The sequence below is a fragment of the Desulfogranum marinum genome, from assembly GCF_963675105.2.
GTDB classification, from domain to species: domain Bacteria; phylum Desulfobacterota; class Desulfobulbia; order Desulfobulbales; family Desulfobulbaceae; genus Desulfogranum; species Desulfogranum marinum.
In genome coordinates this window covers 465,564-491,650 of the sequence record NZ_CAXXRO010000004.1, presented here as the reverse complement: position 1 = coordinate 491,650, position 26,087 = coordinate 465,564, and the positions used below count along the sequence as shown (strand labels likewise).

General features: G+C 49.6%; 20 protein-coding genes. 14 read left to right on the top strand and 6 right to left on the bottom strand.

Annotation, left to right across the window (positions count from 1 at the left end):
• The first annotated feature begins 57 nt into the window (after positions 1-57).
• The 3 genes from ACHZCY_RS11030 to ACHZCY_RS11020 all read left to right on the top strand — a co-directional run bounded on the left by ACHZCY_RS11030 (position 58) and on the right by ACHZCY_RS11020 (position 3,093).
• Positions 58-831 (top strand): ADP-ribosylglycohydrolase family protein, encoded by a 774-nt coding sequence (locus tag ACHZCY_RS11030; protein WP_319548933.1) that lies wholly within the window; start codon positions 58-60, stop codon positions 829-831.
• 496 nt (positions 832-1,327) lie between these two features.
• Positions 1,328-2,476 carry a Fic family protein gene (locus ACHZCY_RS11025; RefSeq protein ID WP_319548932.1) on the top strand — a complete coding sequence of 383 codons (1,149 nt, stop codon included), beginning with the start codon at positions 1,328-1,330 and terminating at the stop codon, positions 2,474-2,476.
• A gap of 467 nt (positions 2,477-2,943) precedes the next feature.
• A complete protein-coding gene (locus tag ACHZCY_RS11020) occupies positions 2,944-3,093 on the top strand; it encodes a hypothetical protein (protein ID WP_319548931.1) in 150 nt (49 codons plus the stop codon).
• A 165-nt stretch (positions 3,094-3,258) separates the two neighbouring features.
• Here ACHZCY_RS11020 and ACHZCY_RS11015 read toward each other — a convergent pair whose 3' ends face one another.
• The gene (locus tag ACHZCY_RS11015) at positions 3,259-4,896 is read right to left on the bottom strand and encodes a hypothetical protein (RefSeq protein WP_319548930.1); all 1,638 of its coding nucleotides are present in this window, start codon (positions 4,894-4,896) and stop codon (positions 3,259-3,261) included.
• Between the two features lie 176 nt (positions 4,897-5,072).
• Between ACHZCY_RS11015 and ACHZCY_RS11010 the strand changes: the two genes are divergently transcribed.
• From ACHZCY_RS11010 to ACHZCY_RS10975, 8 genes are all read left to right on the top strand, one after another.
• Entirely contained in the window at positions 5,073-5,330 is a 258-nt protein-coding gene (locus ACHZCY_RS11010; protein WP_319548929.1) for a hypothetical protein, read from the top strand.
• Positions 5,331-5,365: 35 nt separating this feature from the next.
• Positions 5,366-6,199 (top strand): hypothetical protein, encoded by an 834-nt coding sequence (locus tag ACHZCY_RS11005; protein ID WP_319548928.1) that lies wholly within the window; start codon positions 5,366-5,368, stop codon positions 6,197-6,199.
• An 11-nt stretch (positions 6,200-6,210) separates the two neighbouring features.
• Complete coding sequence (locus ACHZCY_RS11000) at positions 6,211-7,674, top strand: DUF1254 domain-containing protein (RefSeq protein WP_319548927.1); 1,464 nt, start codon at positions 6,211-6,213, stop codon at positions 7,672-7,674.
• 12 nt (positions 7,675-7,686) lie between these two features.
• A complete protein-coding gene (locus ACHZCY_RS10995; protein WP_319548926.1) occupies positions 7,687-9,135 on the top strand; it encodes a DUF1254 domain-containing protein in 1,449 nt (482 codons plus the stop codon).
• Positions 9,136-9,609: 474 nt separating this feature from the next.
• Positions 9,610-10,065 carry a hypothetical protein gene (locus tag ACHZCY_RS10990; protein WP_319548925.1) on the top strand — a complete coding sequence of 152 codons (456 nt, stop codon included), beginning with the start codon at positions 9,610-9,612 and terminating at the stop codon, positions 10,063-10,065.
• Positions 10,066-10,142: 77 nt separating this feature from the next.
• Positions 10,143-11,582 (top strand): MltF family protein, encoded by a 1,440-nt coding sequence (locus ACHZCY_RS10985; protein WP_319548924.1) that lies wholly within the window; start codon positions 10,143-10,145, stop codon positions 11,580-11,582.
• 19 nt (positions 11,583-11,601) lie between these two features.
• Positions 11,602-12,150 carry a glycine zipper domain-containing protein gene (locus tag ACHZCY_RS10980; protein ID WP_319548923.1) on the top strand — a complete coding sequence of 183 codons (549 nt, stop codon included), beginning with the start codon at positions 11,602-11,604 and terminating at the stop codon, positions 12,148-12,150.
• A 164-nt stretch (positions 12,151-12,314) separates the two neighbouring features.
• Entirely contained in the window at positions 12,315-13,466 is a 1,152-nt protein-coding gene (locus tag ACHZCY_RS10975) for a choloylglycine hydrolase family protein (RefSeq protein WP_319548922.1), read from the top strand.
• An 88-nt stretch (positions 13,467-13,554) separates the two neighbouring features.
• Here ACHZCY_RS10975 and ACHZCY_RS10970 read toward each other — a convergent pair whose 3' ends face one another.
• Positions 13,555-14,031 carry a hypothetical protein gene (locus ACHZCY_RS10970; protein ID WP_319548921.1) on the bottom strand — a complete coding sequence of 159 codons (477 nt, stop codon included), beginning with the start codon at positions 14,029-14,031 and terminating at the stop codon, positions 13,555-13,557.
• On the opposite strand from ACHZCY_RS10970, the gene ACHZCY_RS10965 reads away from it, so the two are divergent.
• The 3 genes from ACHZCY_RS10965 to ACHZCY_RS10955 all read left to right on the top strand — a co-directional run bounded on the left by ACHZCY_RS10965 (position 14,021) and on the right by ACHZCY_RS10955 (position 17,772).
• A complete protein-coding gene (locus ACHZCY_RS10965; RefSeq protein ID WP_319548920.1) occupies positions 14,021-14,542 on the top strand; it encodes a hypothetical protein in 522 nt (173 codons plus the stop codon). The genes ACHZCY_RS10970 and ACHZCY_RS10965 overlap by 11 nt on opposite strands.
• Before the next feature lie 133 nt (positions 14,543-14,675).
• Positions 14,676-16,514, top strand: a complete 1,839-nt coding sequence (locus ACHZCY_RS10960) for a TIGR00341 family protein (protein WP_319548919.1) — start codon at positions 14,676-14,678, stop codon at positions 16,512-16,514.
• Between the two features lie 529 nt (positions 16,515-17,043).
• A complete protein-coding gene (locus ACHZCY_RS10955; RefSeq protein ID WP_319548918.1) occupies positions 17,044-17,772 on the top strand; it encodes a class I SAM-dependent methyltransferase in 729 nt (242 codons plus the stop codon).
• A gap of 151 nt (positions 17,773-17,923) precedes the next feature.
• Here ACHZCY_RS10955 and ACHZCY_RS10950 read toward each other — a convergent pair whose 3' ends face one another.
• The 4 genes from ACHZCY_RS10950 to ACHZCY_RS10935 form a co-directional block, all read right to left on the bottom strand.
• Positions 17,924-18,103, bottom strand: coding sequence for a hypothetical protein (locus ACHZCY_RS10950; protein WP_319548917.1), 180 nt, complete (start codon positions 18,101-18,103; stop codon positions 17,924-17,926).
• 171 nt (positions 18,104-18,274) lie between these two features.
• The gene (locus ACHZCY_RS10945) at positions 18,275-18,439 is read right to left on the bottom strand and encodes a hypothetical protein (protein WP_319548916.1); all 165 of its coding nucleotides are present in this window, start codon (positions 18,437-18,439) and stop codon (positions 18,275-18,277) included.
• A gap of 121 nt (positions 18,440-18,560) precedes the next feature.
• Positions 18,561-20,639, bottom strand: coding sequence for a penicillin-binding protein 1C (pbpC, locus tag ACHZCY_RS10940; protein ID WP_319548915.1), 2,079 nt, complete (start codon positions 20,637-20,639; stop codon positions 18,561-18,563).
• Positions 20,629-25,830 (bottom strand): alpha-2-macroglobulin family protein, encoded by a 5,202-nt coding sequence (locus tag ACHZCY_RS10935; RefSeq protein WP_319548914.1) that lies wholly within the window; start codon positions 25,828-25,830, stop codon positions 20,629-20,631. The genes pbpC and ACHZCY_RS10935 overlap by 11 nt, the downstream gene beginning before the upstream one ends.
• Positions 25,831-26,087: the final 257 nt, after the last annotated feature.

The window sequence follows — 26,087 nt, the reverse complement described above, 5'->3', positions numbered from 1 at the left end:
CAGGTATAGAATTCATACTATCCTATACTATGCTGACATTCTTTCAGGAGGAATAAGATGATCGGTGCAATTGCTGGAGATATAATCGGTTCTGTCTACGAAGCAATGCCTATCAAGTCCAAGGATTTTCCATTTTTTCAAAAGGCCAGTGTCTTTACGGATGATACCGTCCTTACGGTGGCGGTGGCCTCGGCTATTCTTAAGAAGTGTGAATATGCCTCATCTTTGAAACTCTTTGGACGGAAATATCCGAATGCAGGGTATGGTGGAGCTTTCTTCCGGTGGTTGTTTTCTCCCAACAGTGAACCCTACAACAGTTGGGGGAACGGCTCGGCAATGAGAGTAAGTCCTGTTGGTTTTGCATTCGACACAGTTGAAGAAGTGTTAGCTGAAGCTCAAAAAAGCGCGGAGGTTACCCATAATCACCCTGAGGGAATCAAGGGTGCTCAGGCAACAGCGTTGGCAATCTTGTTGGCCCGCATGGGAGCAAGTAAAGCAGAAATCAAGCAAGAGATCTCCAGGTATTTTTCCTATGATCTTACTCGAGACCTTGATGCAATACGGCCTCAATACTCTTTTGACATTTCCTGTCAAGGCTCTGTGCCTGCATCAATTATTGCCTTTTTAAGCTCTACTGACTATGAGGATGCGATTAGAAATGCGATCTCTCTGGGAGGTGATAGCGATACAATGGCTTGCATTGCCGGCGGAATAGCACAGGCCTATTATAAGAAGATTCCAGAGGAGATTGTCCACCAAGTCAGGCAAAGGCTGCCCCAATCTTTTTGGGAAATTATTTCTGAGTTTAATAGGAAGTTTGGTTTGCAATAAGTGAGGGAAGGGATTGCTCATTCTGCCCCCCTTTTATTGCAATTGAGGATATCTAAGAATGCCTTAGCGTAAATTTACGCACGAATGTCCATGGCACCCTTTGCATCAAAACAGCGGCTACTGATTCATTCTTGGGGGCCAGGTTTATAGGAGATATCTGGACTTTTGGAAATCAGAAATTCACAGTAAGAAGGTAAAATCAGTGGCAATACTCTGTGTTTAGAACTGCCAGTTCTAATCTTCGATCTGTTTTTGCACGATTCTGTTGTGGCATAAATCAATTGCACCTTAAAGTGCTACCTGAGAACGGCAACCGAGATAAGAATTTCCCCGCTCGATTAAAGGAAAATATCAAAAGTTAAGAATATTCCTTTGCTCTCCGAATCAGGGTCCGTTTGCGGTGATTAAGGCTACTATTCACCGCATGATTTGCGTTTTTAATACCCTTTGCGGCAAATATTCTATATAATCACCGCATATGATACGGAGATTATGCATGTGGATTTATGAAGAGAAAGACTGGCCAAATTTTACCTGGGACGATCAAACCCTTGCGTTGTTGCTCGCCGATGCTCGGCATCGGCAGGGGCGTTTACTGGGTAAGATGGAGGCGTTAGGTTTCCCGATCAGACAGGAGGCCAGCCTGAATATCCTCACAACTGATGTTGTAAACTCGTCAGCTATAGAGGGCGAAAAACTTGATACTGATGAAGTCCGATCTTCTATTGCTCGAAGATTAGGTATTCCGCTACAAAACAACAAGTCTATCGGTCGCGATGTTGAAGGCATTGTTGAGATGATGTTGGATGCGACACAAAATTTCAATCAGGCTTTGACAGAGGAACGTCTGTTCGACTGGCATGCGGCTTTGTTTCCGACAGGTCGAAGCGGTATGCATCGTATCACCGTTGGTGCTTGGCGACCAGCAGAAGCAGGCCCGATGCAGGTTGTGTCTGGTCCAATAGGGCATGAAACGGTGCACTATGAGGCGCCGGAAGCATCCAGGCTTGATGCGGAAATGGCGAAGTTTCTCTCGTGGTTCGAAACTGACTTGAGGCTGGACCCAGTGCTTAAAGCGGGTATTGCCCATTTATGGTTTGTCACTATTCACCCATTTGAAGACGGCAATGGACGAATTGCTCGTGCAATTGCGGATATGGCTCTGGCAAGGGCAGATGGAACATCTAGTCGCTTCTATTCTATGTCCAGACAAATTGAGAAGGAACGCAAAGCATACTACACACAGCTTGAAAGACAGCAAAAAGGCTGTGTCGATATTACCTCTTGGCTGTCATGGTTTTTGAATTGCTTTTCGCATGCTGTTGATAATGCAGAAGATACACTATCCTTGGTCCTATTTAAGGCGGAACTGTGGAACCGGGTCAATTTTGACCCAGTGAATGAACGACAGCGGCTTATTATAAATCGCATGCTCGATAATTTTAAGGGACACATGACCACATCGAAATATGCCAAGTGCGCCAAATGTTCATCGGACACTGCACTTAGGGATATACGAGAACTCGTCACCCGGCATATTCTAATTCAAAATCCGGGCGGAGGACGAAGTACAAGTTACCGTCTGATCACGGCAAAAGAACTGGAACAATTCGGTGATGAGGTGGCAAGAAAAAACCGAAAGTAAAAGAGTTTAGGTCACGGTTTGATATATATAGTGCCAGTAAGTTAGGTTGCCTGCGGTCACCCGACAGGCAGCATCTTAACCCGTGGCCGATGGCAATCTAACCGTAGGTGACCATTGATAAGGTTAAGCAAATGGAAAATTATTTTGGATTGACCTTCTTGATTGTCCATTTCGGAAATAACTCCTGATGAAGGTAAATTGAACCGGATTTTAGTGCCGAAAACGGCTGTAGGCAGGCCATTTGAGGTATAATTTAACCTTATCAGTCATTTCTGCAGAACATTAAACTACCTCAGAAATGTCTACCTTAAATCGCGTTCTCAGGGTGATACAAACGGCACATTATTCCTCTTTCCTGTATTCTCGGTGACACGATAATATTACCTGACAGAGTGCCTCACCACTTATTTTTGTGTTGGAAGCATGATGGTGGTCCCTCCAATGATCATGGAAATGGAGTAACATTTTTGGGAAGATATGGAGCTGAAGACCGACTTGTCAGCATCGGTCATAAACAGGAAGAAGGTCGGGTTAGAGCCATTGTCCAGATTCGTTACCTTCGACCTGGCAGTATCAAGCCCAACGCGCAGTTACCAAACCTACGCTATCTTTGGTAAGGTCAACTCCATAGTTGCTCCATTTCTGATCAATTCTATGGAAATAGAAAGGTCTATCCTCTCAGGAAGAAGGTTATGCTGAGGGATTATTGGAAATATGAGAGAGCCATGACTTATCTTCAGTCCGCTTCCTACCCAACAAGTTGATGGTATGCAGCAATGAGATCATAAGAACGGCGGCTCTCGACTTGCTCTTTTAGTTATCTTCAACCCGGCTGGAATCAGTCCTTCAATGATCTTGTCGATCAAGTCAGGCACTTTTACATACTTGCCTATCAGCTCTTTTGCTTTACTGGAAAAATCTGGTACCAGTTCAAGCAGTTCTTCAGCGGCCTTTTGAGCTTCATGCACCTTCCCCATCCTGCTGAGGGCAGCCGCACGCATGAGAGGATCGTAGAACAGGTCGGGGTAATTAAATTTCAGCGCTTCGGCGAAGGCATTTTCATAGTCACCCTGGTGGTAATAATCCATGAACAAGGCAAGATGAAACCACCTTGGATGGTAAGGGTTGAGCACCATCCCTTTGGCCAGGAGATCACGACCACGTTCCCACTCTCCATAGAGGCAGAGGTGCCAACCGGCAACGCCGACAATGTAGGGCGCATTGGGGTTAAGGGCGACAGTTTCGGTTACACTTTTCAAGAACAATTTCTTGTCGCCGCGATGAAAATGTACCAGGGTTATCGCGTCCTGTACGAATTGATTATCTTTATCAAGGGCCATACCTTTTTTGGTGCAGGCAAGTGCTTTATCAAGAGAGTCGGCCCTATCAAGAAAGCCGAGAGCGTGGTTGTCAGCATGCAGATGGCCGAGCATGGCCCAGGCCAAGCCATAATTTGGGTCCAGCTGCACCGCCTCTTCAAGCGCATTTAGCGCTTGCTTGAAGGATTCCAGGGTCAACACCGTCTCATAATGGTAGAACTTCAATACGGCGTCATATGTTTTCAGATCCGATGGTCTTTTCTTGCGTGACTCCTTTGACAGGCGTCGATTAATTAACCCATAGTGATCGGCGATACTGCCAACCACTTGTTGCGCGATAGTTTCCTGCATTGCGATCAGGTCAACGGCAGCAAGTTTCTCCTTGTAGCTCATGCCCCAGACCTGTTCAGCTGTGAGGGTGTCGAAAAGCTGGATTGTTGTCTTGATTTCAGCAATCCCTATTCGGATACTGCCAGCGAGCAGGAAGCGCACGCCAAGTTCCTGACCGATCTTTTTAGGATCTGCCTCTTGATCCTTGAAATGCATGGCCGACTGTGCAGCGATGACAGAAAGATCCTGAAATCTTGCCAGCTCAGAAGTCAACTCCTCGGTCAGGCCGTCAGCGAAATAGTCGCGCTCTTCATTACCTGATAGATTTTTCAGTGGCATGAGTACTATCGAGGGTCCTGGTAAAAGAAGTTCCCGCCCTGATGCTTTCTGCTGCCAATCATCACCGCCGCGAGATTGCCTGGTGTCCTTGAACAACGGTACGTAAGCACCTTTGGGGATCTCTATTCTTACTGGGCTTACTTCATTTGAGGCGAGATAGTAATTTTCGAGGGCACGGCGCAGTCTTCCCGCTTCCACCCGAACAATCGGGTCCACCTGAGGATTAAAAGAAGAGGGCCGATCGTACACGGCGATGGCCACCGTATAGGCTTTGAGCTGAGTTGCTCTGCCTTGTAAGGTCTGTTCCACGATGAATTTCAGAAAACGTTTCTGTTTTTCCGAAGCGTTGAATCGAGAACTCTGGATGAGACGTTCCAAATGGGTTCGAACAATCTCTTCTGGCGCATCGTCACGGCAACCGTCAACTTTCATTATGGTTCACTAAATTCTAATTTGTTCAATATCTTGAATTGCCTTTGTAACATGTACGTTACAGTAACGTACTTACCTGCACGATCTAAAAATTATATAATTGTACTAACCGTGAATATACGATTCTGGTCCAGCAGGCAATTAAAGGCCGCGTACATCAAATGGCAGGTCCATTTATGACTGATCTACTCACGATACTGCAAAGGCGCTTCCCTGAAGAGAGCGAAAAAATCAGACAACGACTTGACGAAGATCCCACGCTCAAGGAGATAGAAGAAAATTATTGCGACTGTGTCACTGCTCTGCAGCATTGGCGCCGGTCAAAAGCACCAGAGGCCCGAGCTAGAATCGTAGAATATTCTACATTTTCAAAGGAAATAGAGCAAGAGGCAATAAATACTTATGAAGCACACGTTTCACAGTCGAGAACCTGATTCAAACTCTATTCCATTTCAATTGAGGAACTACTATGCGCACAGAAAAAATATGTCTACTGCTCACGTTTCTAATGCTTTTTAGTGGCGGCACTCTGGCTCAAAGTCAAGAGCAAAAATCAGGCGGCGATGATTTAGCGGCCAAAACACAGAATCCGGTTGGCGCCATGTACAGTTTACCTTTCAAGTTCAGTTTTGATTACGGCGCCGACAATGGTGAGGCAAGTTTTCTCAATATTCAGCCTGTCTTGCCACAGACAATCGGGGAATGGAATTTAATTCACCGCGTCATTGCGCCTCTCATTGATACCCCTGGCGCAGTGACTGGGACACCGGAAATTCCAAACCCAATTCCAGGAGACGGCGCCACTGGCCTCGGCGATATCAATTACTCTGTCTTTCTATCTCCTGCTGAGCCTGAAAAAATCATCTGGGGTCTTGGGCCTTCACTCATGATGGACACTGCCACAAACGATCAACTGGGCAGCGGTAAATGGAGCCTCGGCCCTACCGCAGTTGTACTCGTGCAGCCGAAGCCCTGGACATTAGGACTCCTTGGCAGACAACTCTGGTCCTTTGCAGGGGACTCCGACCGCAACAGCGTCAGCCAGCTGCTTCTTGAGCCTTTCATTAACTATAACCTGGAAGGAGGTTGGTATTTAATCAGCGATATGATCATCACCGCTAACTGGGAGGCGGACTCCGGAAATCGATGGACTGTGCCGCTGGGAGGCGGTTTCGGTAAAATGTTTGCAATCGGCAGCCAGAAAATGAATACCAAGCTGGAAGCCTATTACAATGTTGAGAAACCAGATGGTGCTCCGGACTGGTCTTTCTCCTGGACCTTACAATTCTTATTTCCAAGGTAAGGTGTGCAATTATGAAATTTATAACAAGTATATTGTTGGGTCTATATCTATCTATCGGGTTGAGCACAGCCGTTTTATCTCAGCAAAAAGACTGGGAAGAACTACGTTCACTGCCGTTTCCTGAAAATTACCCAACCAAAGAATCCGCCGACCGCCTTTACGACGAAGTCCTCTTCCAACGCGCTTGCCAGGTCGTCATCTGGTCCCTGCCGGCCACCGCCCTGTGGGCAATGAAGAAGGGCTCGGAAGCCGAGTTCGGCGAGGGCTCCAATGTCTTTCCCATCTGGAAGGATCGCCTTAGCGCCGAAACCATTGTCAGCACCCCGAACTCCGATGTGATCTACGGAATGGGTTACCTTGATCTAAAAAAGGACGGTCCCACTGTCATCGAAGTGCCGCCAAAACTCCAAGGTATCCTTGATGACTTCTGGCATCGCCCGCTCACCGATGTTGGGTTTGTCGGCCCGGACAAGGGCGAAGGTGGCAAATACCTCATCCTGCCTCCGGACTTCAAGGGCGAGTCCCCAGAAGGCTACTTCACTTTCAAGTCCTCGACATACAACGTCTTCGTATTCTGGCGCGCTTTTCGCGATGAGGACGGAGGCACCAAGGAGGGAGTTGCTCTGATGGAGCAGACCAAGATCTATCCGCTCAGCAAAAAAAATAACCCACCGGAAATGGTGTTCCCGAACGGCACCGGTAGGGCGGCCAACATGCTCTACCCTCAGGACTACAGCTATTTCGAAGGCCTCGCTGATTTTGTGAGCAATGAGTACGTCGGCCCCGAGGATTGGTCGATGCGCGGTATGATGGCATCTCTTGGCATTATTAAAGGAAAACCATTCGAACCAGATGCCCACATGAAAGAGATTTTGGCGGCTGGTGCGGATGTTGGGATGAAGATGGCCCAGGCATTACGTCATGGGGATAAACTTCCGAACACCCTCTACTACGATGACCGCCAGTGGCACAACGTCCTCAACGTCCTCGACGTCGAGTTCAAACAGGAAACCTACATCGACATCGATGCACGCATGGGCATGTTCAAGATCGGCTATTCCATCAGTCCGGCCATGGTCATGAACATGGTCGGCAAAGGCTCCAAGTATCCCTTCGCCTACCGTGATTCCGATGGCAACCACCTCTCTGGCGGTTCCTCTTATAAATTACACCTTCCACCCAACGTCCCTGCGGAAAACTTCTGGTCGGTAACGCTTTATGATGGATATAACGCTTCCGGCTTAAAAAACGGCCAGCCATTCCCATCTATCGGATCATTAGATAAATTGAAATATAATGATGACGGATCGGTTGACCTTTATTTCGGCCCAGAACTTCCAAATGGCGCTCCAGAGGCAAATTATTTAAAAACAGTACCCGGTAAAGGATGGTTTACCTTGCTTCGTCTCTATAGCCCAAGCAAACCATTTTTTGACCAGACTTGGAAACCAGGTGACTTTGAAAAAATAAACTAAGGGAGAACTAGTATGAAAATGAGAAATTATTCTATGGCGATTGCCGCCACAGTATTCTTCCTTTCCGGAGCACACTGCGCTCAGGCTGAAAAAATACAAACACGAATCGGGGAACTAGAATTCACGTATGATTTCGCCAATGGTTACCCCACTGATGCCACGGTGGAGAAGATCTTCGACGAGATGGATTTCCAACGCGCTTGTCAGGCTTATCTCTGGGCCATTCCGGTGGTCTCAATGTCGCAGTGGCAGCATGAGCACATGGCGACACTCGGAGCTGAGAACGGCCAGATCGTTTTCATCGAGTCCTATGATGATCGTGCGGGCGGCTTGACTTACAACTCGACAACTCCCTACGTATTGCCTTTTATCGACCTGGCTGACGGACCCTGGGTCGCAGTGATGCCCGAGGGAGAGGTTCGCGGCGCCGCCCACGACATGTGGCAGATCGCCATGACCACCCTAACCGAGCCGGGCAAATACATGTTTGTTGGCCCCGGCCAGGAAGTACCTGAAGGTGAGGAGGCTGAAGGATACAAGATTACAAAGTCGCCAACCAACAGCTTGCTGCTTGGAATCCGCCTGATGTCGACCGACCGCGATGAAAGAATCAAACAACTAAAGAAGATCGAGATTTACCCTTGGGCCGAGCGCAAAAATCCGCGTCCGCGCGGCTACATTACCCCTGACGGGAAACGGTGGCTGGCCGCACAGCCACGTGGCATGGCATATTGGGAACGACTGGCGGATGTCGTCAACCGCGAGCCTGTATTCGAGCGTGATCGTTTCTTCATGGCCATGTTAAAAGAACTCGGCATCGAAAAAGGCAAGCCATTCCAGCCAACCGAACGCCAAAAGAAAATTCTTACCGACGCAGCGCTCGTGGGAGAGAGCATGGCCAAGGCAAACAACTTTGCCAAGCGCTTGAAGACCGGAAAGTACGTTAAAGGATCCCATTGGTATTTCGCCACGGTGGCCTTTCCCGACCAGAAAGCCGAGAACTATGACCAGCTCGACGAGCGTGCCGCCTGGTTCTACGAAGCGGTGACTAACAATGCAGCCATGCACGGCCAACGCACCGGTAAGGGACAGGTCTATATGGCCTCCAACAAAGACAAGGACGGTGACTGGCTCGACGGCGGTAGGAATTATGTCCTGCACGTTCCACCCGATGCCCCGGCGGAAACTTTCTGGTCCATCACCCTTTACGACGTAGACACCCGATGCCTTCTGCAGAACGAGCAGAAGATCGCCGACCGATCATCCCGCATGGACCTGATCAAGAATGCAGACGGCTCAGTAGATATCTACATGGGGCCGGATGCGCCCAAAGGCAAAGAACAGAACTGGATTCCGACGGTTGCCGGCAAAGCATGGTTTCCATATTTCCGTCTTTATTCACCCAAAAAAGCTTTCATGGATCGCAGTTGGGTACTGCCAGATATTAAAAAGGCTGAGTAAGCGGTGTAAGCCGGCAGCTAACAACTGATGCAACTGAATGGTCCCTGAACTGGACATTGCAGTTTCTGTTTCCGAGATAGATTGCCGACACATTAAATGGAGGATAAATGATGGTCACAGCGAAACCGGAGGAGAATGCATGAAAGTTTTTTGTTCACTGATTCTTGTTCTAGCACTTTAAGGGAGCGGATGGGCAACGAACCAGACCCGCAACCCGGCCCTGGATGAAACCGTTACCGTCCGTTTGGGGCCGTTCCTGGCAAACCTGGATGCTTCGGTCAAGGCATATGGACAGGAACTGGATATTGATGAGGGAGTGGATACAGTGACATCAATTTTGCCATTTACGGTCTCTGGTGCATTACACCCAGAATAAGGCTTGGAGCAGGGTCATCCGGTATCAGCAAGGAGTCTACTGAGACCCTCGGGGCTGATATCGACCTGGGAGGCCTGACCATACCAGCCGGTTTGAGTTTGAATGGCAAGTTGGAAACAGAGGTGCTGCAGGCCGCTCTCGGGTATGCTTTCTATCGCGGTGATCACAGTGAATTCGTTATTGACCTGGGAGTGAATTATACAACCCTTAAACAATCCTTTGGCGCCCAGTTGACTGGATTGCCTGGTGTGCTGGTCACTTCACTTGATGTCAGTGAACCTCTCCCGACCATTGGCATGTTCTTTAATTATTCTTTTTCCCGGGAGTTGTACCTGACAACCCGGGCGGGTCTTTTTTCCTTCGACATCGGTGATGTGGACGGGACCATGTTTGACTGCTTCGGCGGGTTGGAATATCGTCCCTGGCAGCATGTGGGCCTTGGCCTGGCCTATACCCTGAATACGGCTGACTTAACAATCAAGGGGGACATGCAGGAAACCGATGTTGAATATACCTATCACGGACCTCTTTTGTACCTGGTTGTCGGATTCTAAAATATTCATGTATCATGACCAGGGTGACGTTTAAGAAAAGATGATTCTAACCATAATCGCTCAGGAGGTTTGGCACTATGATATTGTGTCTCCGTTGCTTAATACTTCTTGTCTCCATCTGTACTCTACCCACCAGTTCAGGATTTGGCGGTGAGATAGAGGAAGGATTCGGCGACCTGCACCTTGCTGAACAGTGGTCCGGTGATTTTGACGGTATGGTTGAGCGCAAGCTCATCCGGGTGCTGGTGGTACACAATAAGATGCTCTACTTCCTTGATCAGGGCCGCCAGCGGGGTGTCAATGTTGACATGTTCGATGCCTTCAAGAAATTCATCAACAAGAAAGAGAAGAGCGGCACTGTTAAAATAAAGATTCTATTTTTACCTGTGCAGCGGGACCAGTTGTTCACTGCTTTGGCAGAGGGCAGAGGCGATATAGTTGCAGCCAACCTGACCATCACGCCTGAACGCCAGAAGTTAGTCGATTTCAGCAACCCGCTGCTGAAAGGTGTAAAGGAAATCGTCGTTGCCGGTCCGGGCCAACCGGAATTAAGATCCATAGACGACCTGGCCGGCAAAGAACTGCATTTGCGTCCCTCCAGCAGTTACTACCAGCATGTCGTTACCTTGAACAGGGATTTTGAACAACGGGGACTGGCGCCAATCATGATAGTTGAAGCAAGCGAATTTTTGGAGGACTCGGACCTGCTGGAAATGGTCAATGCCGGTCTCATTCCCATGGTCATTGTTGACGATCACAAGGCCAGGTTCTGGGCAGAGATCTTTGAAAAAGTTATCCTCTATCACGATATCGCTGTCAATGAAGGGGGCGAGATCGCCTGGGCTTTTCGTAATGACAGCCCCAAACTTGCTGCTGTCATTAATGAATTTGTCCAGCAGCACAGGAAAGGATCACTGCTCGGCAACATTATTTTCAAACGCTACCTGAAAGACAACAAGTGGGCCCGCAATGCATTGGATCCCGAAGAGATGGGAAAATTTGAGAAAGTGGTCGGCCTTTTTGAAAAATACGCTGACACCTATGATTTTGACTATCTCATGACCGGGGCGCTTGCCTACCAGGAGTCCCAGCTCGACCACAGTAAAAAAAGCCATGTCGGCGCTTTGGGCATCATGCAAATACTACCTTCAACAGCTGCCGGCAAGAATGTCGGCATACCGGATATTGAACAGCTTGAGAAAAACATCCATGCCGGGCATAAGTACCTGCGGTTTATTCAGGACCGGTATTTCAACGATCCACAGATTGATACTCTCAATAAATACCTGTTCACCTTCGCAGCGTACAATGCCGGTCCGGCCAAAGTGAACCGGTTGCGGCAGGAAGCAGAAAAGAAAGGACTCGATCCCAATGTCTGGTTCCAGAACGTCGAGGTCATTGCCGCAAAACGGATCGGCCGTGAAACAGTGCAGTACGTCAGCAATATCTACAAGTATTATATCTCCTACAAGCTTGCCCAGGACAAAGCGGGCAGGGGAAAGGGTAAACCCAAATGAATATAAAAGGAGGAGTGTTATGCAATGGAACAGAACCATACGGTACCGTCTTATTTCGATTTGTGCAGTTGTATCCCTTATGGCGGCCGCGCTCTATGGCTGTGCCACCCATGGCCAGACAGGCTCGCTGGCCGGTGCCGGGGTGGGAGCCCTTATCGGCCAGGCGATCGGAAGGAATACGGGCGGTACCCTTATCGGTGCCGGTATCGGTGCCGGGGTTGGTTACCTGATCGGCAATGACCAGGATAAAAAAGCTGCATCCATGCAACAGGCACCTGAAACCGGCGTTCTGGGCGGGACGAAATGGAAGGCGGTCAGCATGGACCCTGTTCCGTCCCCGCCGTACGAAACATATCTCATTGAATTCGGACAAGACGGTTGGCTCAAAACGACAGAAACGTTTTCCGATGGTACGAGTAAGACCGATAAAGAGCATTACCGGGTGGCGGGTGACACCCTTATAATCAATAATCCTGGGTATATGGTTAACGCCAAGTATGCCTTGGAGAACAAACGGCTTAAGGTCATGCTTGATGAATACAATGCTGAATTCATGCAAGTGAAGTAAGATGTTCAGATTCAACTTGAAATTCGCAAGCCCTGATTCTGTTCAACTTGATCCTTACCCATCCCAGTTTTCGCGATATTCAGTAGCGATATTTCGCGAAATATAAATATTTACCTGATTACCACTAAAACTCAGCAAGGTATCATGTTATTTTGTGTAACTCGTTGTCATTTCGACCAAAGGGAGAACCGGTCATGAAGAGTATAAAATTTATCATAACAACATGCTGCTTGCTTTCATTCCTTGCCCTCTTTGCGGTCAATTCCAACGGATGCACTGGCATAATGCTCAAAGCCAAGGATAACACGGTTGTTTACGGCCGGACCATGGAGTGGGGAGCCTTCGACCTGAATTCCCGTGTTGCGATCGTGCCTCGCGGTTACAGCTTTACCGGACAGACTCCCGACGGATTCAATGGCAGGCAATGGAAGGCCAAGTATGGATTCGTCGCCATCGACGTACTGGAGAAGGACAAATTTGGCGATGCCATGAACGAGAAAGGTCTGGCCATCGGTGCATTTTATCAGCCCGGCTTTGCGTCATATATGAAGTACGATAAGGCCAGCGTGGCTGACACCATTTCGGCCGTTGACCTTGGCGCTTATGTACTCGGAAATTTTGCCACAGTCGATGAGGTGGCAGAGGGGATAAAAAGGGTTCGGGTCGTCGGTCTTGCGATGGAGGAAATGGGTGGAATCGAAGTTCCGTTGCACTGGATGGTTGTAGACAGGACCGGCAAGTCGATCGTCATTGAGTATCTCAAAGGTGAGCTGCAGATTTTCGAGAATCCGCTGGGTGTCATCACCAACTCTCCAGAGTATCACTGGCACATGACCAACCTGCGAAATCATGTCAACCTGTCGGCAATCGCCCTACCGGCAATAAAACTCGAGGACATCGACTTTCATCCGCTGGGCGCGGGCAGCGGCATGATCGGCTTGCCGGGAGACAATACTCCGCCATCACGCTTTGTTCGCGCGGTAGCCTGGACCCAAACAGCCCGCCCCACGGAAACATCCACGGAAACGATTTACGAACTGCTACGAATTCTCGACAATTTTAATTTACCGCTCGGTAGCGCGGAAGGATCAGGCCAGGCAAACAAAATGCTCGAGGGGATGCGCAGTTCGACCATATGGACCTCGGCATGGGACCTCAATAAGGGAATCCTCTACTATCACACACAGCACAATCGTCGGGTAAGGATGTTGCGTGTAACGGAACTCGATTTTGCGAAGAACCCTCACACCATCGTCCATCTCCCTCTCGACAAGGAGAAAGTGCAGGACTATGAGGATATCACACCGGGCAGGTAGTCAGGTGCAGGCCACAAGCGCCAGTCTGCCGCCTGCTTATTCCAGGCGGAGATTCATGTTCGGGGTGTTTCTGTTTGTCTGCGGCCGTCTAACGTTTTTGCTGATTCCGCTCGTACGCAGTTCTTCTCTCGATAAGGGTTGGAAAAATGTGCTTTCGGTGTAGTGCGTATTCGAGTTGCCCGATCTGTTCACCGTTCTCGCCGCAGCGGTGCTCGGCAAGCAAGGCTTTACGCGTCTCAAAGAGCTCCTGTTTGGCTTGCTGCATCGCCTGGCGCCGCCTGCAAGGGTGAGCAAGCTCCGCTATCGGGTAGGCCTGGTCATGTTTTTTTTTGCCGATTGCCATAGGATGGGCATATCCATACCTAGACGAGATACTGCCGGCAATTGCACAGTATCGGCTCGGGTTGAGCATCGGCGGCGATGTTATTTTCGTTGCCAGCTTTTTGGTGCTGGGGGGTGATTTTTGGGATAAGCTTGGTAACCTGTTTACCCATAAGTCAGTGGCTCCCGGAACTGCATCCGGCAACGGTAGACGGGGATGATTGGTGACAGGGATGAACAGCACGCGGAAAACTGAATCTGCTGAAACGAAGAGCTCGGCTCCATTCGGCTGGCGGCTACAGGCCGGGGTAGTGCTGTTCGGGCTCAGCCTCGCGGTGCCGGTGGTCGGCGTTCCCGTGGTGGGCTTCCTGCACCTGGACGGAACGCTCACCGCGACCCTGTCCGGGGGGCTGCTGGCGGCCGGTGAACTGCTCGGTCTGGCGGCGGTTGCGGTTATGGGTAAACCCGGCTATATCTATTTGAAAGGCAAAGCCGCCGCCCTGCTCAAGCGCCACGGCTCGCTACAGCACGTCAGTAGGTTTCGCTACCGCATTGGCCTGGTGCTGTTCTGCTTACCACTGATCTTCGGCTGGGTATCGGTGTATATTCCCCGGTTCCTTCCCGGATTTCAGCAGAATCCGTTGCCCTATGCCATGGCCGGGGATCTCATGTTCATCACCAGTTTTTTCGTCCTCGGAGGAGACTTTTGGGATAAGCTGCAATCCCTTTTCCGCCATAAAGTAAACGGAACTTAACCGATAACTCGCAATGCACTGGGACCGAGAATAAAGCAATATCGTGGCTCGCAGCAGCCCTTGATGCACGGCATATGCATTCTTAAAGATCTTGTGGCTGTCCGACAAACGAGGTAAAGAGGGGGGCTGTTTGATGCATGGATTCGGCACACCGTTTGACCTATTAGAACCGGGTGAACAAGATATCATCGCTATCGTCATCAACAGAAGCGATCATATATCGGCACTCATTTCAACCGGAATAGGGATTGCGATAGACAGCGACGCCCATCTCATCGTATATGCATTGCCGGAGTTGGATCTTTCCAAACTCAGTGCTTCACTGGCACGAATCGAGCAAGATCGGATTACCATCGAACGAGTAGACAGCAAAAGACCGGCAGCCCATATTCTTCGCAGTCTGAAACCTTTCCATCCTATTCTTATTGGCTTAGCGCTCGAGATTGAGAAGCACGATCCTCGGTATCCCGCAGGAAAGGAACTCGACCAGATCGTTCAGCAGGCTCGATGTCCGGTATATCTGGTCAAGAGCGAACGGGAATGGAGTCTTCCCGCTTCGCCGCGAACCTTTATTCCGTTCTGGGACGATGATAACTCTCGATTTGCCATCGATACGGCATTTGCCGTTAATCCACAATTACACATCACCTGCGCAATAGTCGTACCAGAGGAAGCCGATACAGCAGATCTGGCAATGCAGGAAGAAGCGTTCTGCCAGCAAACTCAGAAGTGGAGCGATAGCCCCTGCTTTCATCGCAAAATTTTGCGGGGCACGGATGTGCGGGCTACTCTGCTTGGCGAGGCTCGCACCTACGATTTTTTTCTGGTCGGGGCGAGTAAAGGTAACTGGTTGACTCGGACGCTTTTCGGCGATACCCGGGTCGAACTGATCAACGAGTACGATGGTCCGGGTATCATTATCAGAGAGTATCAGGGGCGGGCTGGCGCTTCTTTTTCAGCTGGCTGGCGGTTCTTGGACAATCTGTTGCCGACCCTCTCGAAGGCAGACCGCATCGAAGCATATCGTACGATTCGCCGCGGCGGCAGACCAAGCCGCGATTTCTTTACCATGATCGCCCTGTCGGCTGCCATTGCCAGTCTTGGTCTTGTTCTCGACAGTGGCGCCGTGATTATCGGAGCCATGCTGGTGGCTCCTCTGATGTCCGCGATTGTCGGGATGGGAATGGCCATCATACAAGGTGATGCCCGTTTCCTGGAGCAAACGTTAAGAGCAACGTTAAAAGGAACGCTGATTGCCATTGTAACCGGTTTTCTGCTCGGCCTGATCAATTTTCACGGCGAGGCCACCGCTCAGATGCTGCAGCGGACGGCACCTTCAATACTCGATCTTGCCGTCGCTTTAGTTTCCGGCGTAGCAGCCGCGTACGCCATCTGCAACAAAAATGTCAGTAACTCACTTCCCGGGGTTGCCATTGCCGTGGCGCTCGTGCCACCGCTGGCAACGGTTGGGGTATGCCTATCCATTGGCTATTTCTTGATGGCGTGGGGGGCTTTCAAGCTGTTTCTTAGCAACATGGTGGCAATTGTTTTTGCCAGTGCCGTCGTGTTCGCGAGTTTCGGCTTCAGGCCCGATTTCAATGCGACCACCAGAGAGCGCAGAACCAGGATATTCACCCGGATATTCAGCGCCTCGGGATCTCTGGTAATCGTAATGTTACTGCTACTTATCGTTGAAACGAGACAGGAGATTAACCAAACAAGCTTTGAAGAAGAAGTTGAAAATGAACTCACATCCTTTCTTGAAGCGCTCGAAATACCAGCCGTTCTCACTGAATGGAAACTTTCAGCCACCAGCTCTGGTAATAGCCAGGTCGATGTGACACTCAAGTCACCAAGAAGCCTCACAGCCGAAGAACACAAAAAACTTCATGAGCGAGTGATCCAGAGTCTTGGCAACCCGGCGGTGTTGCATATAGATATAGAGCCTGTATCGAGAAATTCTAACAACTAATCTACTTAACAGACAATGATTATTGATCGTGCCCTCCGATCCATTTTCATTTTGAAATAGATATTGCCTTACCTAATCTTGGCCAATCTGCCGGTTTTTCTCAACTAACCTTGTTCCTGAATCCATAAAGTTACGCTGCCTTCAAATCCTAACAACAAAAGTGCAACCTGAGAGTTGACCTTATCCATGAGAGGTTACAGGGACGCATGATATCACAATGAAAGAGGCTAGTATTGGCAATGTTAACCATTTAAGCAATTCTGCACATTTACACTATTCCTGTACATCCACTGTACGAGAAAAACGAACAAGGTAAACGAGTTTTACGGGAAAAGAGGCTCCGCGTAGTCAAGTGATTCCATAAACGTCGGATGCTCCCAGTTGAGTGTGATTCCCATTGTTTTCTGTCATGTTATAGAAAAGAAATTGAATTACTCTGATGCATTGAGGATAACGTGAAAAAAATGACGATTTACAACATAAATTACTTTTAATATCCGGAGCACTACCCCTCGCTGGCAAACAACTTATGAATATAAACAAAACAGATGCAGCAAAAGACCCACTAGGTGCCATGCTGCTTGAATATATGCATGGCAATATAGGAGTATCCATTACAGTAGAAGCAGAAAATTTCGAGATGACAACCATGACTGGCGCAACCATGTTCAGAGAGTATTCCGAAATGGAACAACTCGAACAGCATGCTCTTGCATTATGTAAAGGTAAAATCCTTGATGTTGGTGCGGGTAGCGGTTGTCACAGTCTGTTTTTGCAACAACAGGGAAAAGACGTCCATGCTCTTGATATTTCCCCAGGTTGCGTGCAGGTCTTAAATGAACGCAAGATACAGCATGTTATTCATCAGAATCTTTTTTCACTTAAAACATGTCAATACAACACAGTTCTTATGTTAATGAACGGTATAGGCATCTGCGGTACTGTCGACGGTCTTCACTTTTTTTTTCAATTCATCCCGACATTACTGGCAGAAGGTGGTCAGATTCTTGTCGATTCAACCGACCCGTTTGTGCTTGATGGTATTTCGAGGGAAGATTACCACCCTTCTGAAATTTACCCTGGTGAGACTGATTTTATAATGAAATACAAAAAGATTTCTTCCGAACAATTCAGTTGGTTGTATGTCGATTTCGACACCCTTCAATCATTCGCTGAATTTTACGGTTTTCAATGTGAACGGATCATTGCCGGCTCCGATGGTGAATATCTTGCTAAAATTCACTCCCACTCACATTGAATGACGACACATAAAATCGGCCATATTACAGGTCGACTTTCTCTACATTCCGGTTCAGTAACTCAGAACTGTAACTCCTTCTTCAAATAAGGCAGGACAGGTTGTGTCGGATCCTCCAACCTTTTCACTGGTGGTGTTTTGGAAGAGACTGTCAAGCTGAAGTGGGAGCATTGCCAGGCGTTTTGAGTGCTTTTGCAGCTGACTTGCCGACACCTTCCACTGCACTGGATGTAATGACTGTTTTGCGCAGGAAAGCGTCCCGCTTGAGTCGGTCTTTAAAGTAGATATTTGTTGTAAGGGGGTATTTTTTCTTCATTGTTTTGATATACATCAGTCCTAGAGATAAAGAAATAGGCTGGTACAGCAGGATATTTCTCTGCTGGTAAATACAAATAAGTGAAATATGGCATAAGGAATGGGAGAAATTTGATCGCCTCGGTATTGGTTCAACATATTGAGCAAGGCTTCAGGATTATCCCAAAAGTTTCAAGGCGAATACAGTCTAGGATTCCCAGTTGTTAAATGGTTGAAAGCCAAAGGTAATGCCCCGCTCGCTGCATCGGTTAATTTTTAACCAGCCTTTACGGGTTTTGATCCGTTCCACCTGTCTGTAACCATAGATCGCTGCAACGGCCAACAGTGCGATCAGCAAAAAAACATATGCCATGATGTTCTCCTTAAAAATCGAATATGTGTTTGCTCTATTGAAAACCACCTTAGCATAGGTGGTAGGACAGATAGTGACCGATCAAAAAAACTCATACATACTTTGCGTTACCTGTGTAAGCTCAATTGTCCACAGGCCGCGTTTCCAGCCAGACAGCAACGCTGTCACGTTTGCCCTTGCTGTCGATGAGCGTGATTTGTGTCTGGCCTGGTCCCTGTGGAGTATAGGCTGCAACAGAATCACTGGTGGCGGGACCAAGAGGCCGGCCATTAATCAGCCAGTAAAAAGGTGGGGTTCCGCCGTAGCTCTTTAGTGCAAGGTCCGCTGGATTTTTTGCGGTTTCAGTAAGGTCTAGAGTGCTGCCGTCCACAGGGAAATAAATCTTTGGTTTTCTCGCTGCAAAGGTATCCGGCTGTTCACCAGCAAACCATTGAAGGTGAGCTGGTAATTGATCGTAATCAACCAAAAGGACACCAGGTGGAGGCGCTGCATCTCCATCCAGGGAGCTTGTCTGGGGCAAACTCGCAAAAACACGGCGCAGAACCGGCACCGCAGTGTTGGCGCCAGTGGTCTCTTTACCGTAACCTCCATCGGGTCGTCCCACCCAGATCCCTACCGTATAGTCGCGGTTATAGCCAACCGCCCACGCATCGCGAAATCCATATGAGGTTCCGGTCTTAAAACGTACTGTATTGCTCCGTCCCCCAATACCCGGCTGGTTGGCAGATGCAGGCAAAGTGGGCAGACTGGCATCCACGTACCACGCTGCAAGCGGTGAGAGCAGTTTTTCGTTTTTAGTTGGCTCTCTCTTGAGAATTGTTTGTAAGGCCTGATAATCGCCATTATTTGCAAGGCCGCTATAGAGAGCTACCAGATCTTGCAGGCTGCAGCCAACTCCGCCAAGGGCAAGCGATAAACCAGGATATTTCTGGTAGTGCAGAGCAACCCCGAGTTGCGAAAAACGGGAAAGCAGGCGCTGAGGACCGACGTGTTCCAACACTTGCACTGCGGGTATATTCAAGGATTGTTGTAATGCCTGCCGTGCTGAGATCCATCCATGATAGTTGCCGTCAAAGTTGGCTGGCCCATAGGCGTCAAAACGCCGGGGCCTGTCAAGGATTCTGGTCTCAGGGTGGAGTCTCCCTTGTTCAAAGGCAAGGCCATAGATAAAGGGCTTGAGTGTTGAACCTGGTGAACGGATAGCGCGGGTCAAATCGAGCTGGCTGGTTTGAAAGTCACCAGAACCGACATGGACCAATATCTGGCGGGTTTGATTGTCCACCACCAGTAATGCCAGGGTTTTGCCGGATGGTAATTCCTGCTGCACCTGGGCTGCAATCGCCTCTGCCTTTTTCTGCAGCTTATAGTTAAGGGTGGTTGTAATACGATGGTTACCGGCGTATTCCCTTCGCAGGGATTGGCTCAACTGGGGTGCTGAAAATGGTGCAGGGTATCGTTTTGCCGGTATCGGCTGGAGAGCGGCAAGCTGAGCGTCTTCTGTACTCAGCAGCCCTGAATCTCTGAGGCGATGAAGCACTCCCTGACGAGCCCGTTTTGCCCGCAAGGGGTGGAGATCCGGACGTCTGCTTTCAGGTGATTGGGGCAGACTGATCAACAGTGCGGCCTGGGAAGGGGTAAAATGGGTAGCAGCTGCGTGAAAATAAAAATGACTTGCTGCTTCGATGCCCTGTATGTTGCCACCATAGGGTGCAAGGCTGAGATACAATTCCAGGATAGCCTGTTTGCTTAGGCTTCGTTCAAGGCGCAGTGCCTGGACCATCTCTACCAGCTTGCCGGCAATTGTCCGGGGACGGGGCTCGAGTAGTCGTACCGTCTGCATGGTAAGAGTAGAGGCGCCTGAGACTACTCTGCCGCTTGCTAAAGTTTGTAAGGTTGCACGTGCAACAGCAAGGAGGTCTACTCCTGGATGCGTCCAGAACCGCTTATCCTCATAAGCCAGGAGCTGGTCGATGAATTCTGGATCGGTTTTCTGCAAACGGGCGGGCAACCTCCAGAATCCATCATCAGTAGTAAAGAGGCGAAGTATCTCCCCCTGCCGGTCGACCACCCTGGTCGACCACGCGACCTCTTCCGGGACCGGCGAGGGGAGAATACGATCCAGGAACCAACATGCACCCAGCAAGAGGGTAAGACCTATACAGGTTACGTGCAGGACACGCCAAACAGGTTTACTTGCCAATGGTTACTTGTCCGGCTTTGGTCCTGGCCCGATACTCTGGTTGATACATATCTTCCACCTCTGATGGCGGCAGGGTGTAGGTTCCGGGAGTGACAGCGCGCACGAGATACGTCAGCCTAAATGTACGACTGCTTGTGTCATACTCGTCCCTGTCCAGAGCCTCCGTGTTAAACGCTGCCACATAGCGATCATCAAGCGCATCTTCGTAAAGAGTCGGGCTGCTCTCTGCCAGCCAGCTGAAGATTGACTCTTGATCTGTGTTTATCGTTGTTTTTTCAATCTCAAACCCTGCGGGCAGTAAGTCTACGATCAGGGCGCGATACTCTTTTGATGCCGCAACTTTGCCCTCCAGTACAACCACAAAAAGATCTCCCTGTTGGCATTCCATATTCATGGTTATCGGTTCACCATCATCATTGTACCACCTGCGTTGCAGACTGAACCCTTTGGCTGCTGCTGGTGGTTCTTGAGCAGGTGATCCCTGGAGAGTGGTCGATACCCAGACAGCGGTTTGACCACTATTGAGCAGGCTGGTGGCCGTTGCAAGCTCCTGCCCGCTACGCTGCAGCAGGAAAAAGTCTTTATCCTGGGCAACGGCCTTGCCGTCAACCTCCAGGAGCAGCGGTTGACTTGCCTCCAGGGTAAGAGCCGCCATCACCAACCACGCCTGTTCCTGGGTTGAAAGGTATTGTTTGTTTGCCAGCAGTCTTGTGAGTTCTTCCCAGGCAGCAGCCGGATCAGCAAGGGCTGGATTTGATGCATGCATCACATTGATCGTACCTGCAAGATCACGCAAACGGGTACCATAACTCTGCCAATATTTGGTTTCGCTTTCATCATGCTCTAAGGCTGCAGCATATCCCTTTTTTGCCCGCTCTATATCTCCCTGCAAGGCAAGGGCTCCTGAGAGTTGAGCAAGAGCAAGAGGCGTAAAAGCTGCAGCCGGGTAGTTATCAAACAGGTACCGTGCATCCTCTGGTTTTCCCAGTCCAACCCCGGCAAGCACATAATGGGCATACGCCAGTGCTGCCAAGTCATCTGGATTTGGCTGGTGAGCTTCAACGACTAGCTGCGTAAGCCACTGTATGCCCTTGTTATAAAAATAGTCGGGCACTGCAAAGCTTTGCTCACGAGCTCGGCTGAGAAACTCCATGGCATAAGAAGTCAGCCAGGGTTCTGGAGAACTTCTGTCGGACCAGAGACCAAAACTGCCATCGATTCGCTGTTTCTGCAGGATGAGATCTATGGCCTCGGCAATCCGTCCAGCAAGGTCCGTGTCCAAGGGATACTGCCATCGCTGAGCGAGGATGTTGGCGTACAGCAGAGGCATCGCCCGACTGGTAAGCTGTTCCAGACAACCATAGGGATAACGATCAAGCTCTGCCAGCAGGCCCGGGACGTCAAGATTAGGCGTGCTGCTGATACTCACGGCTACTTGCGCGGTTTCCGGATACAATCCTTGGGTGAGTTGCGAATCAACAGTCAGGGTATCGCCCGGATTAAGTCGTGAAAAATTTCTGGTCAACAAGGGAAGGTATTTCCCCCGCACATTGAGGGCAAAGTCGCCGCTGTAGCTGTAGCCTTCCGGGCCGCTGACCTTTACGTGTATTTTTCCTGAGCCGATACTCTGCGCCATGACAGAGAAGTCAACGCTCTTGCGTTTGCCGTGCTGTAAAATGACCTGTTGCCCGGCTTTACCGTTTAACCTGACCGCACCAGAAGATGTGCATTGAATATGGTATTCGCCTTCCGGGCCGTCAATATTTTCCAGCAGCACCTGTATGGTCGAATTGTCGCCTCTTGCGAGAAAACGTGGCAGCGACGGAGACACCACCACAGGATCACTCACGTGGAGATCATCACTGACCGATCCTATTTTGGTCTTGCTCCACGCTACGGCCATCAGGCGCAACCGACCATTAAAATCAGGCAAGGTAAGGGGAATGTTGACGCCCCCTTCATCACTTACCCGTACTATGCCGGAGAACAATGACACTACCCGAACATTTGATTCGGCTGCACCGCGACGAGAGGTATCTCCGGCACCGGTTCGAAGAGAAAGGGGCCGACTGTCCGGGCCGATAATCAATTGTCCGTAAAGATCACGGATTTCGGTGCCAAGCTGCTGTTTGCCAAAGAAATAGGCCTGTGGATTTGGTGAGACGAAACCTGTCATCTGCAGGACACCTTCATCCACAGCGGCCAAGGTCATGCCGATAGCCTCTCCAGGAGTCCCGCCTTCTATAGTCACCGGAATGTCGATGGTCTGTCGCGGTCTTGTTTTTTCAGGTACCTCCAGGTGTACTCCCAACTGCTTATCTGCTTGATCAACCCCAATCCAGACCAAGCCCATGGCTCTTCCCGCACCTTTCTTGTTGCCGGCACCAGGGCGATACACGGTTACCAGAGCATAGGTACCTGATCCCCATTCGGCCTGCACTGGAATGTCCAGTTCATGGGTCAGAGCATCCAGCTGAAAATGTTGAATGGAATGGACACCGGTTCCGGCAAGAATCAGGCTTGCTTCACCGGAATAAGGGGCTTTGATCCGAATATGGGCAGTTTCGCCAACCTTGTACTGTGGCTGTTCAAGGACGAGTTTCACCGCATCTGGAGCGTTGTTTGTCCCCTGCACCTGGTCACCGGCAACAAAACGTCTTGAGGCAAGCAGAGATGAATCTGCGCCGCGTACTTCTAAACGATAGGAACCTTGAGCAACATAAATGGAAAGGGCGGCAAGGGTAGCGCTGGTGGCATCAAGTTTTCCTGTTTCCATTTCCAGGTCATTCATGATTCGCTCGTAGCCCCAGTTGCCGTTTTTTATAAACCACTGGTAGTCAACCTCTTCCTCCACCAGACGATAGTGGAAGTCAGCAGCTGGAACAGGTTCGCCATCGGCATTAAGGACGATTATCTCAAAATCGGCATGACTGTTCTCGGCAACATGCTGGTTGGGGAAAAGTTGTTTGATGCCAACATATTTTTGCAGATGTCGTACTGGTAGTGAGGCATGGGCCGTAACAGCTCGCCCCTCCACATCAACCACTCTGGCGTGGACAACCGCCTTAAGCGGCTGTTGGCTGAGTGGTATATCAGGCAGGGGGCAAAGGAGGTTTGCGCTGCCCTTGCTGTCTGTTTCAACGGGGTCAAGATCCACAGCAGGGATATCCAGGCGAGCCCCTTCTCTGCCAAAATAATATCCTTTATATGGTGCAAAGGGGGACGGATCGTGAACCAATTCCATCCTGCCTTCGACCTGAAGTGACGATCCGGGGGAGCCGTAAAGGTAATCTGCCTGCACCTGCAACGCTGCGTTGGTCACGAATCCCACAATACCTGACGGCGTTACTTTGACCTCTAAACGTGGCGGGACAAAGGCCTGGACCTGAAAATTGACCTTGCCCACGGGTTTGTTGTGTACATCCACATACAGAGCTGCCGTCCAATCTCCGGTGCGGGCGGAGTCGGCAAGGGGCAGGGCTGTTGCATAGCTGCCGGTTGCATCTTGAGGCAACAATCGCTCCAATACAGCTTTACCGTCCGGAGAAAGCAGGCGCAGGGTCAGTGGCGGTCCATCAATCCCACCCCCCTTTTGATCACGAATCAGAGCCACCAGGTTAACCGTTTCACCGGGGCGATACATACCTCTATCACTGTACACATAAGCATCAATGGGGCCAGGAGCCGGACGACCATTGACCCCGCGATCACTGAGATCAAAGGGTGCGCGGCCAAGCTGCAGAAAAGTAAAACCGCGTTCAGGACTCTCTGTAACGAGTAACACGGCCTCCATCCCCCCTTCACCCTCAAGGAGGCCGGGAGCAAAATGAGCTACCCCTTGGTGATCAGTTACAGCAGCTGACAACAGCTTGTTGTTACGGGCATAAAGGGTGACATCAATACCGCTGACAGGTAAGCCGCTTGCCAAACTGCGGGCAACAACGGTCATGCCGTCATCACCTTTATAGGTGGTAAGGCCGACGTCAGTTACCACCAGCCACTGACTTGAACGATCCTGCCATCTTCCAAACTCCTGATCGCCATCATCAGCAACAAGGACATAAAGACCTGGTGTTTGGATAACACTCTTCGGCAGCACTAAAGCACTGGTATGTTCGACGTCTTCCGGCGCTTCAATTTCAGTGTTTCCCTGCCAGACCTTTTCTCCAACTGAGTTGCGTATTTTGTCGAGATTGTACTGATCGAGTTTTTTTCGAAACTTTGAGCGAACGAAATCACTGAGGATATTTCGTTCATAGATGCGATAGAGCTGCAATTCGGCTTTGTTTACGTTGACAGAATGGAGTCCGATACTGGATTGGGATGACATGGGTAAGACGTACGCATTTTGCTCGAACCATATGGCAGGTGAACGATGGTCCGTCTCTATGGTAAGCTGTTTGCTTTCTTGCAGCGTTACCTCGTTTGCTGGTAATCCTTTACGAATGGTGAGAGCATACTGTGTTCCGTACTCGGCGCCACCGATACAAATCTCCCTGCCGTCGACAATAAATTCTGACTGCAACTCCGGGACTATTCGAATGTAATCGCCATAATAAACACTGTCGTCTTCTACAAGTCGTTCATTAAACCGAAGGCAGAGAGAGGGGTGTTTGCCTTTGATCCTGGAAAAAGAACGATTGAGTTCTAGTACAGGTTGTTGCTCTTGCAGTGAGGTTATTTTTTGCTGTATGAATGCTGTATTCTCTATTTCAAGCAGAGCGTTATAGGCAGTCAGTGCTGCCGGATTCCAATTATTGCTGTAACTTCTTCTCTTCTCAAGGCTTTGAGCGAGTTGGAGTAAGGTGGTTTTTTGCTGCTCAAGATTATCCGGGTTCTGGGAGGCAAGGTACAAGGCCATACTCGCCTCATCCCACTGATTATCACAAGAAGCAGCCTTGGCAATGTTGAGCCAGTCGGCAGTATCTCTCTGCGACTTATATCGGACAGACTGCTTGTAGAGCTTCAGAGCTGTATAGCAGTCTTTTTCCTCCATCATCATTCCGGCAGCCAACCGCATGATTCCGGCTTGTCCTGGTTTGGGGCGTACTTCTTTTTCAATGCCAACCCTTTTTGAATATGCTGCCGCCTCTCTTGCCAGATCCGACCATTCTTCTGACTCTGCCTGAACGGTGAAGAAGAATAAAAAAATGAATATTGCCGTGAGTACTACAGATAAATGCTTTAGCATTTAATGCTCTCCAAACCGGTTGAATAATAAAGGTTGGCCCTCAATGGATACCGCAAAAATAGTTTGCAAGAGGATAGTACGGATGAATAAGCGTAGCGCATCCATCAATGCCATCCGCCGGATTCAGCGTGGATGCGCTGCGCTTCTCCACCCTACAGAGTTGCCTGGTATTGGTTGTGTCTGATTTTTTCATAGTACCGCTAATCAACAGGATCAATTCCCGCCGAAACAGATATATCTTGCAGAAAGTACCGCCA

Coding starts and splice junctions, on each gene's coding strand:
- ACHZCY_RS11030 (WP_319548933.1), top strand. CDS start 58: ATGATCGGTGCAATTGCTGGAGATATAATCGGTTCTGTCTACGAAGCA.
- ACHZCY_RS11025 (WP_319548932.1), top strand. CDS start 1,328: ATGTGGATTTATGAAGAGAAAGACTGGCCAAATTTTACCTGGGACGAT.
- ACHZCY_RS11015 (WP_319548930.1), bottom strand. CDS start 4,896: ATGAAAGTTGACGGTTGCCGTGACGATGCGCCAGAAGAGATTGTTCGA.
- ACHZCY_RS11010 (WP_319548929.1), top strand. CDS start 5,073: ATGACTGATCTACTCACGATACTGCAAAGGCGCTTCCCTGAAGAGAGC.
- ACHZCY_RS11005 (WP_319548928.1), top strand. CDS start 5,366: ATGCGCACAGAAAAAATATGTCTACTGCTCACGTTTCTAATGCTTTTT.
- ACHZCY_RS11000 (WP_319548927.1), top strand. CDS start 6,211: ATGAAATTTATAACAAGTATATTGTTGGGTCTATATCTATCTATCGGG.
- ACHZCY_RS10995 (WP_319548926.1), top strand. CDS start 7,687: ATGAAAATGAGAAATTATTCTATGGCGATTGCCGCCACAGTATTCTTC.
- ACHZCY_RS10985 (WP_319548924.1), top strand. CDS start 10,143: ATGATATTGTGTCTCCGTTGCTTAATACTTCTTGTCTCCATCTGTACT.
- ACHZCY_RS10980 (WP_319548923.1), top strand. CDS start 11,602: ATGCAATGGAACAGAACCATACGGTACCGTCTTATTTCGATTTGTGCA.
- ACHZCY_RS10965 (WP_319548920.1), top strand. CDS start 14,021: ATGAACAGCACGCGGAAAACTGAATCTGCTGAAACGAAGAGCTCGGCT.
- ACHZCY_RS10960 (WP_319548919.1), top strand. CDS start 14,676: ATGCATGGATTCGGCACACCGTTTGACCTATTAGAACCGGGTGAACAA.
- ACHZCY_RS10955 (WP_319548918.1), top strand. CDS start 17,044: ATGAATATAAACAAAACAGATGCAGCAAAAGACCCACTAGGTGCCATG.
- ACHZCY_RS10950 (WP_319548917.1), bottom strand. CDS start 18,103: ATGTATATCAAAACAATGAAGAAAAAATACCCCCTTACAACAAATATC.
- ACHZCY_RS10945 (WP_319548916.1), bottom strand. CDS start 18,439: ATGGCATATGTTTTTTTGCTGATCGCACTGTTGGCCGTTGCAGCGATC.
- ACHZCY_RS10935 (WP_319548914.1), bottom strand. CDS start 25,830: ATGCTAAAGCATTTATCTGTAGTACTCACGGCAATATTCATTTTTTTA.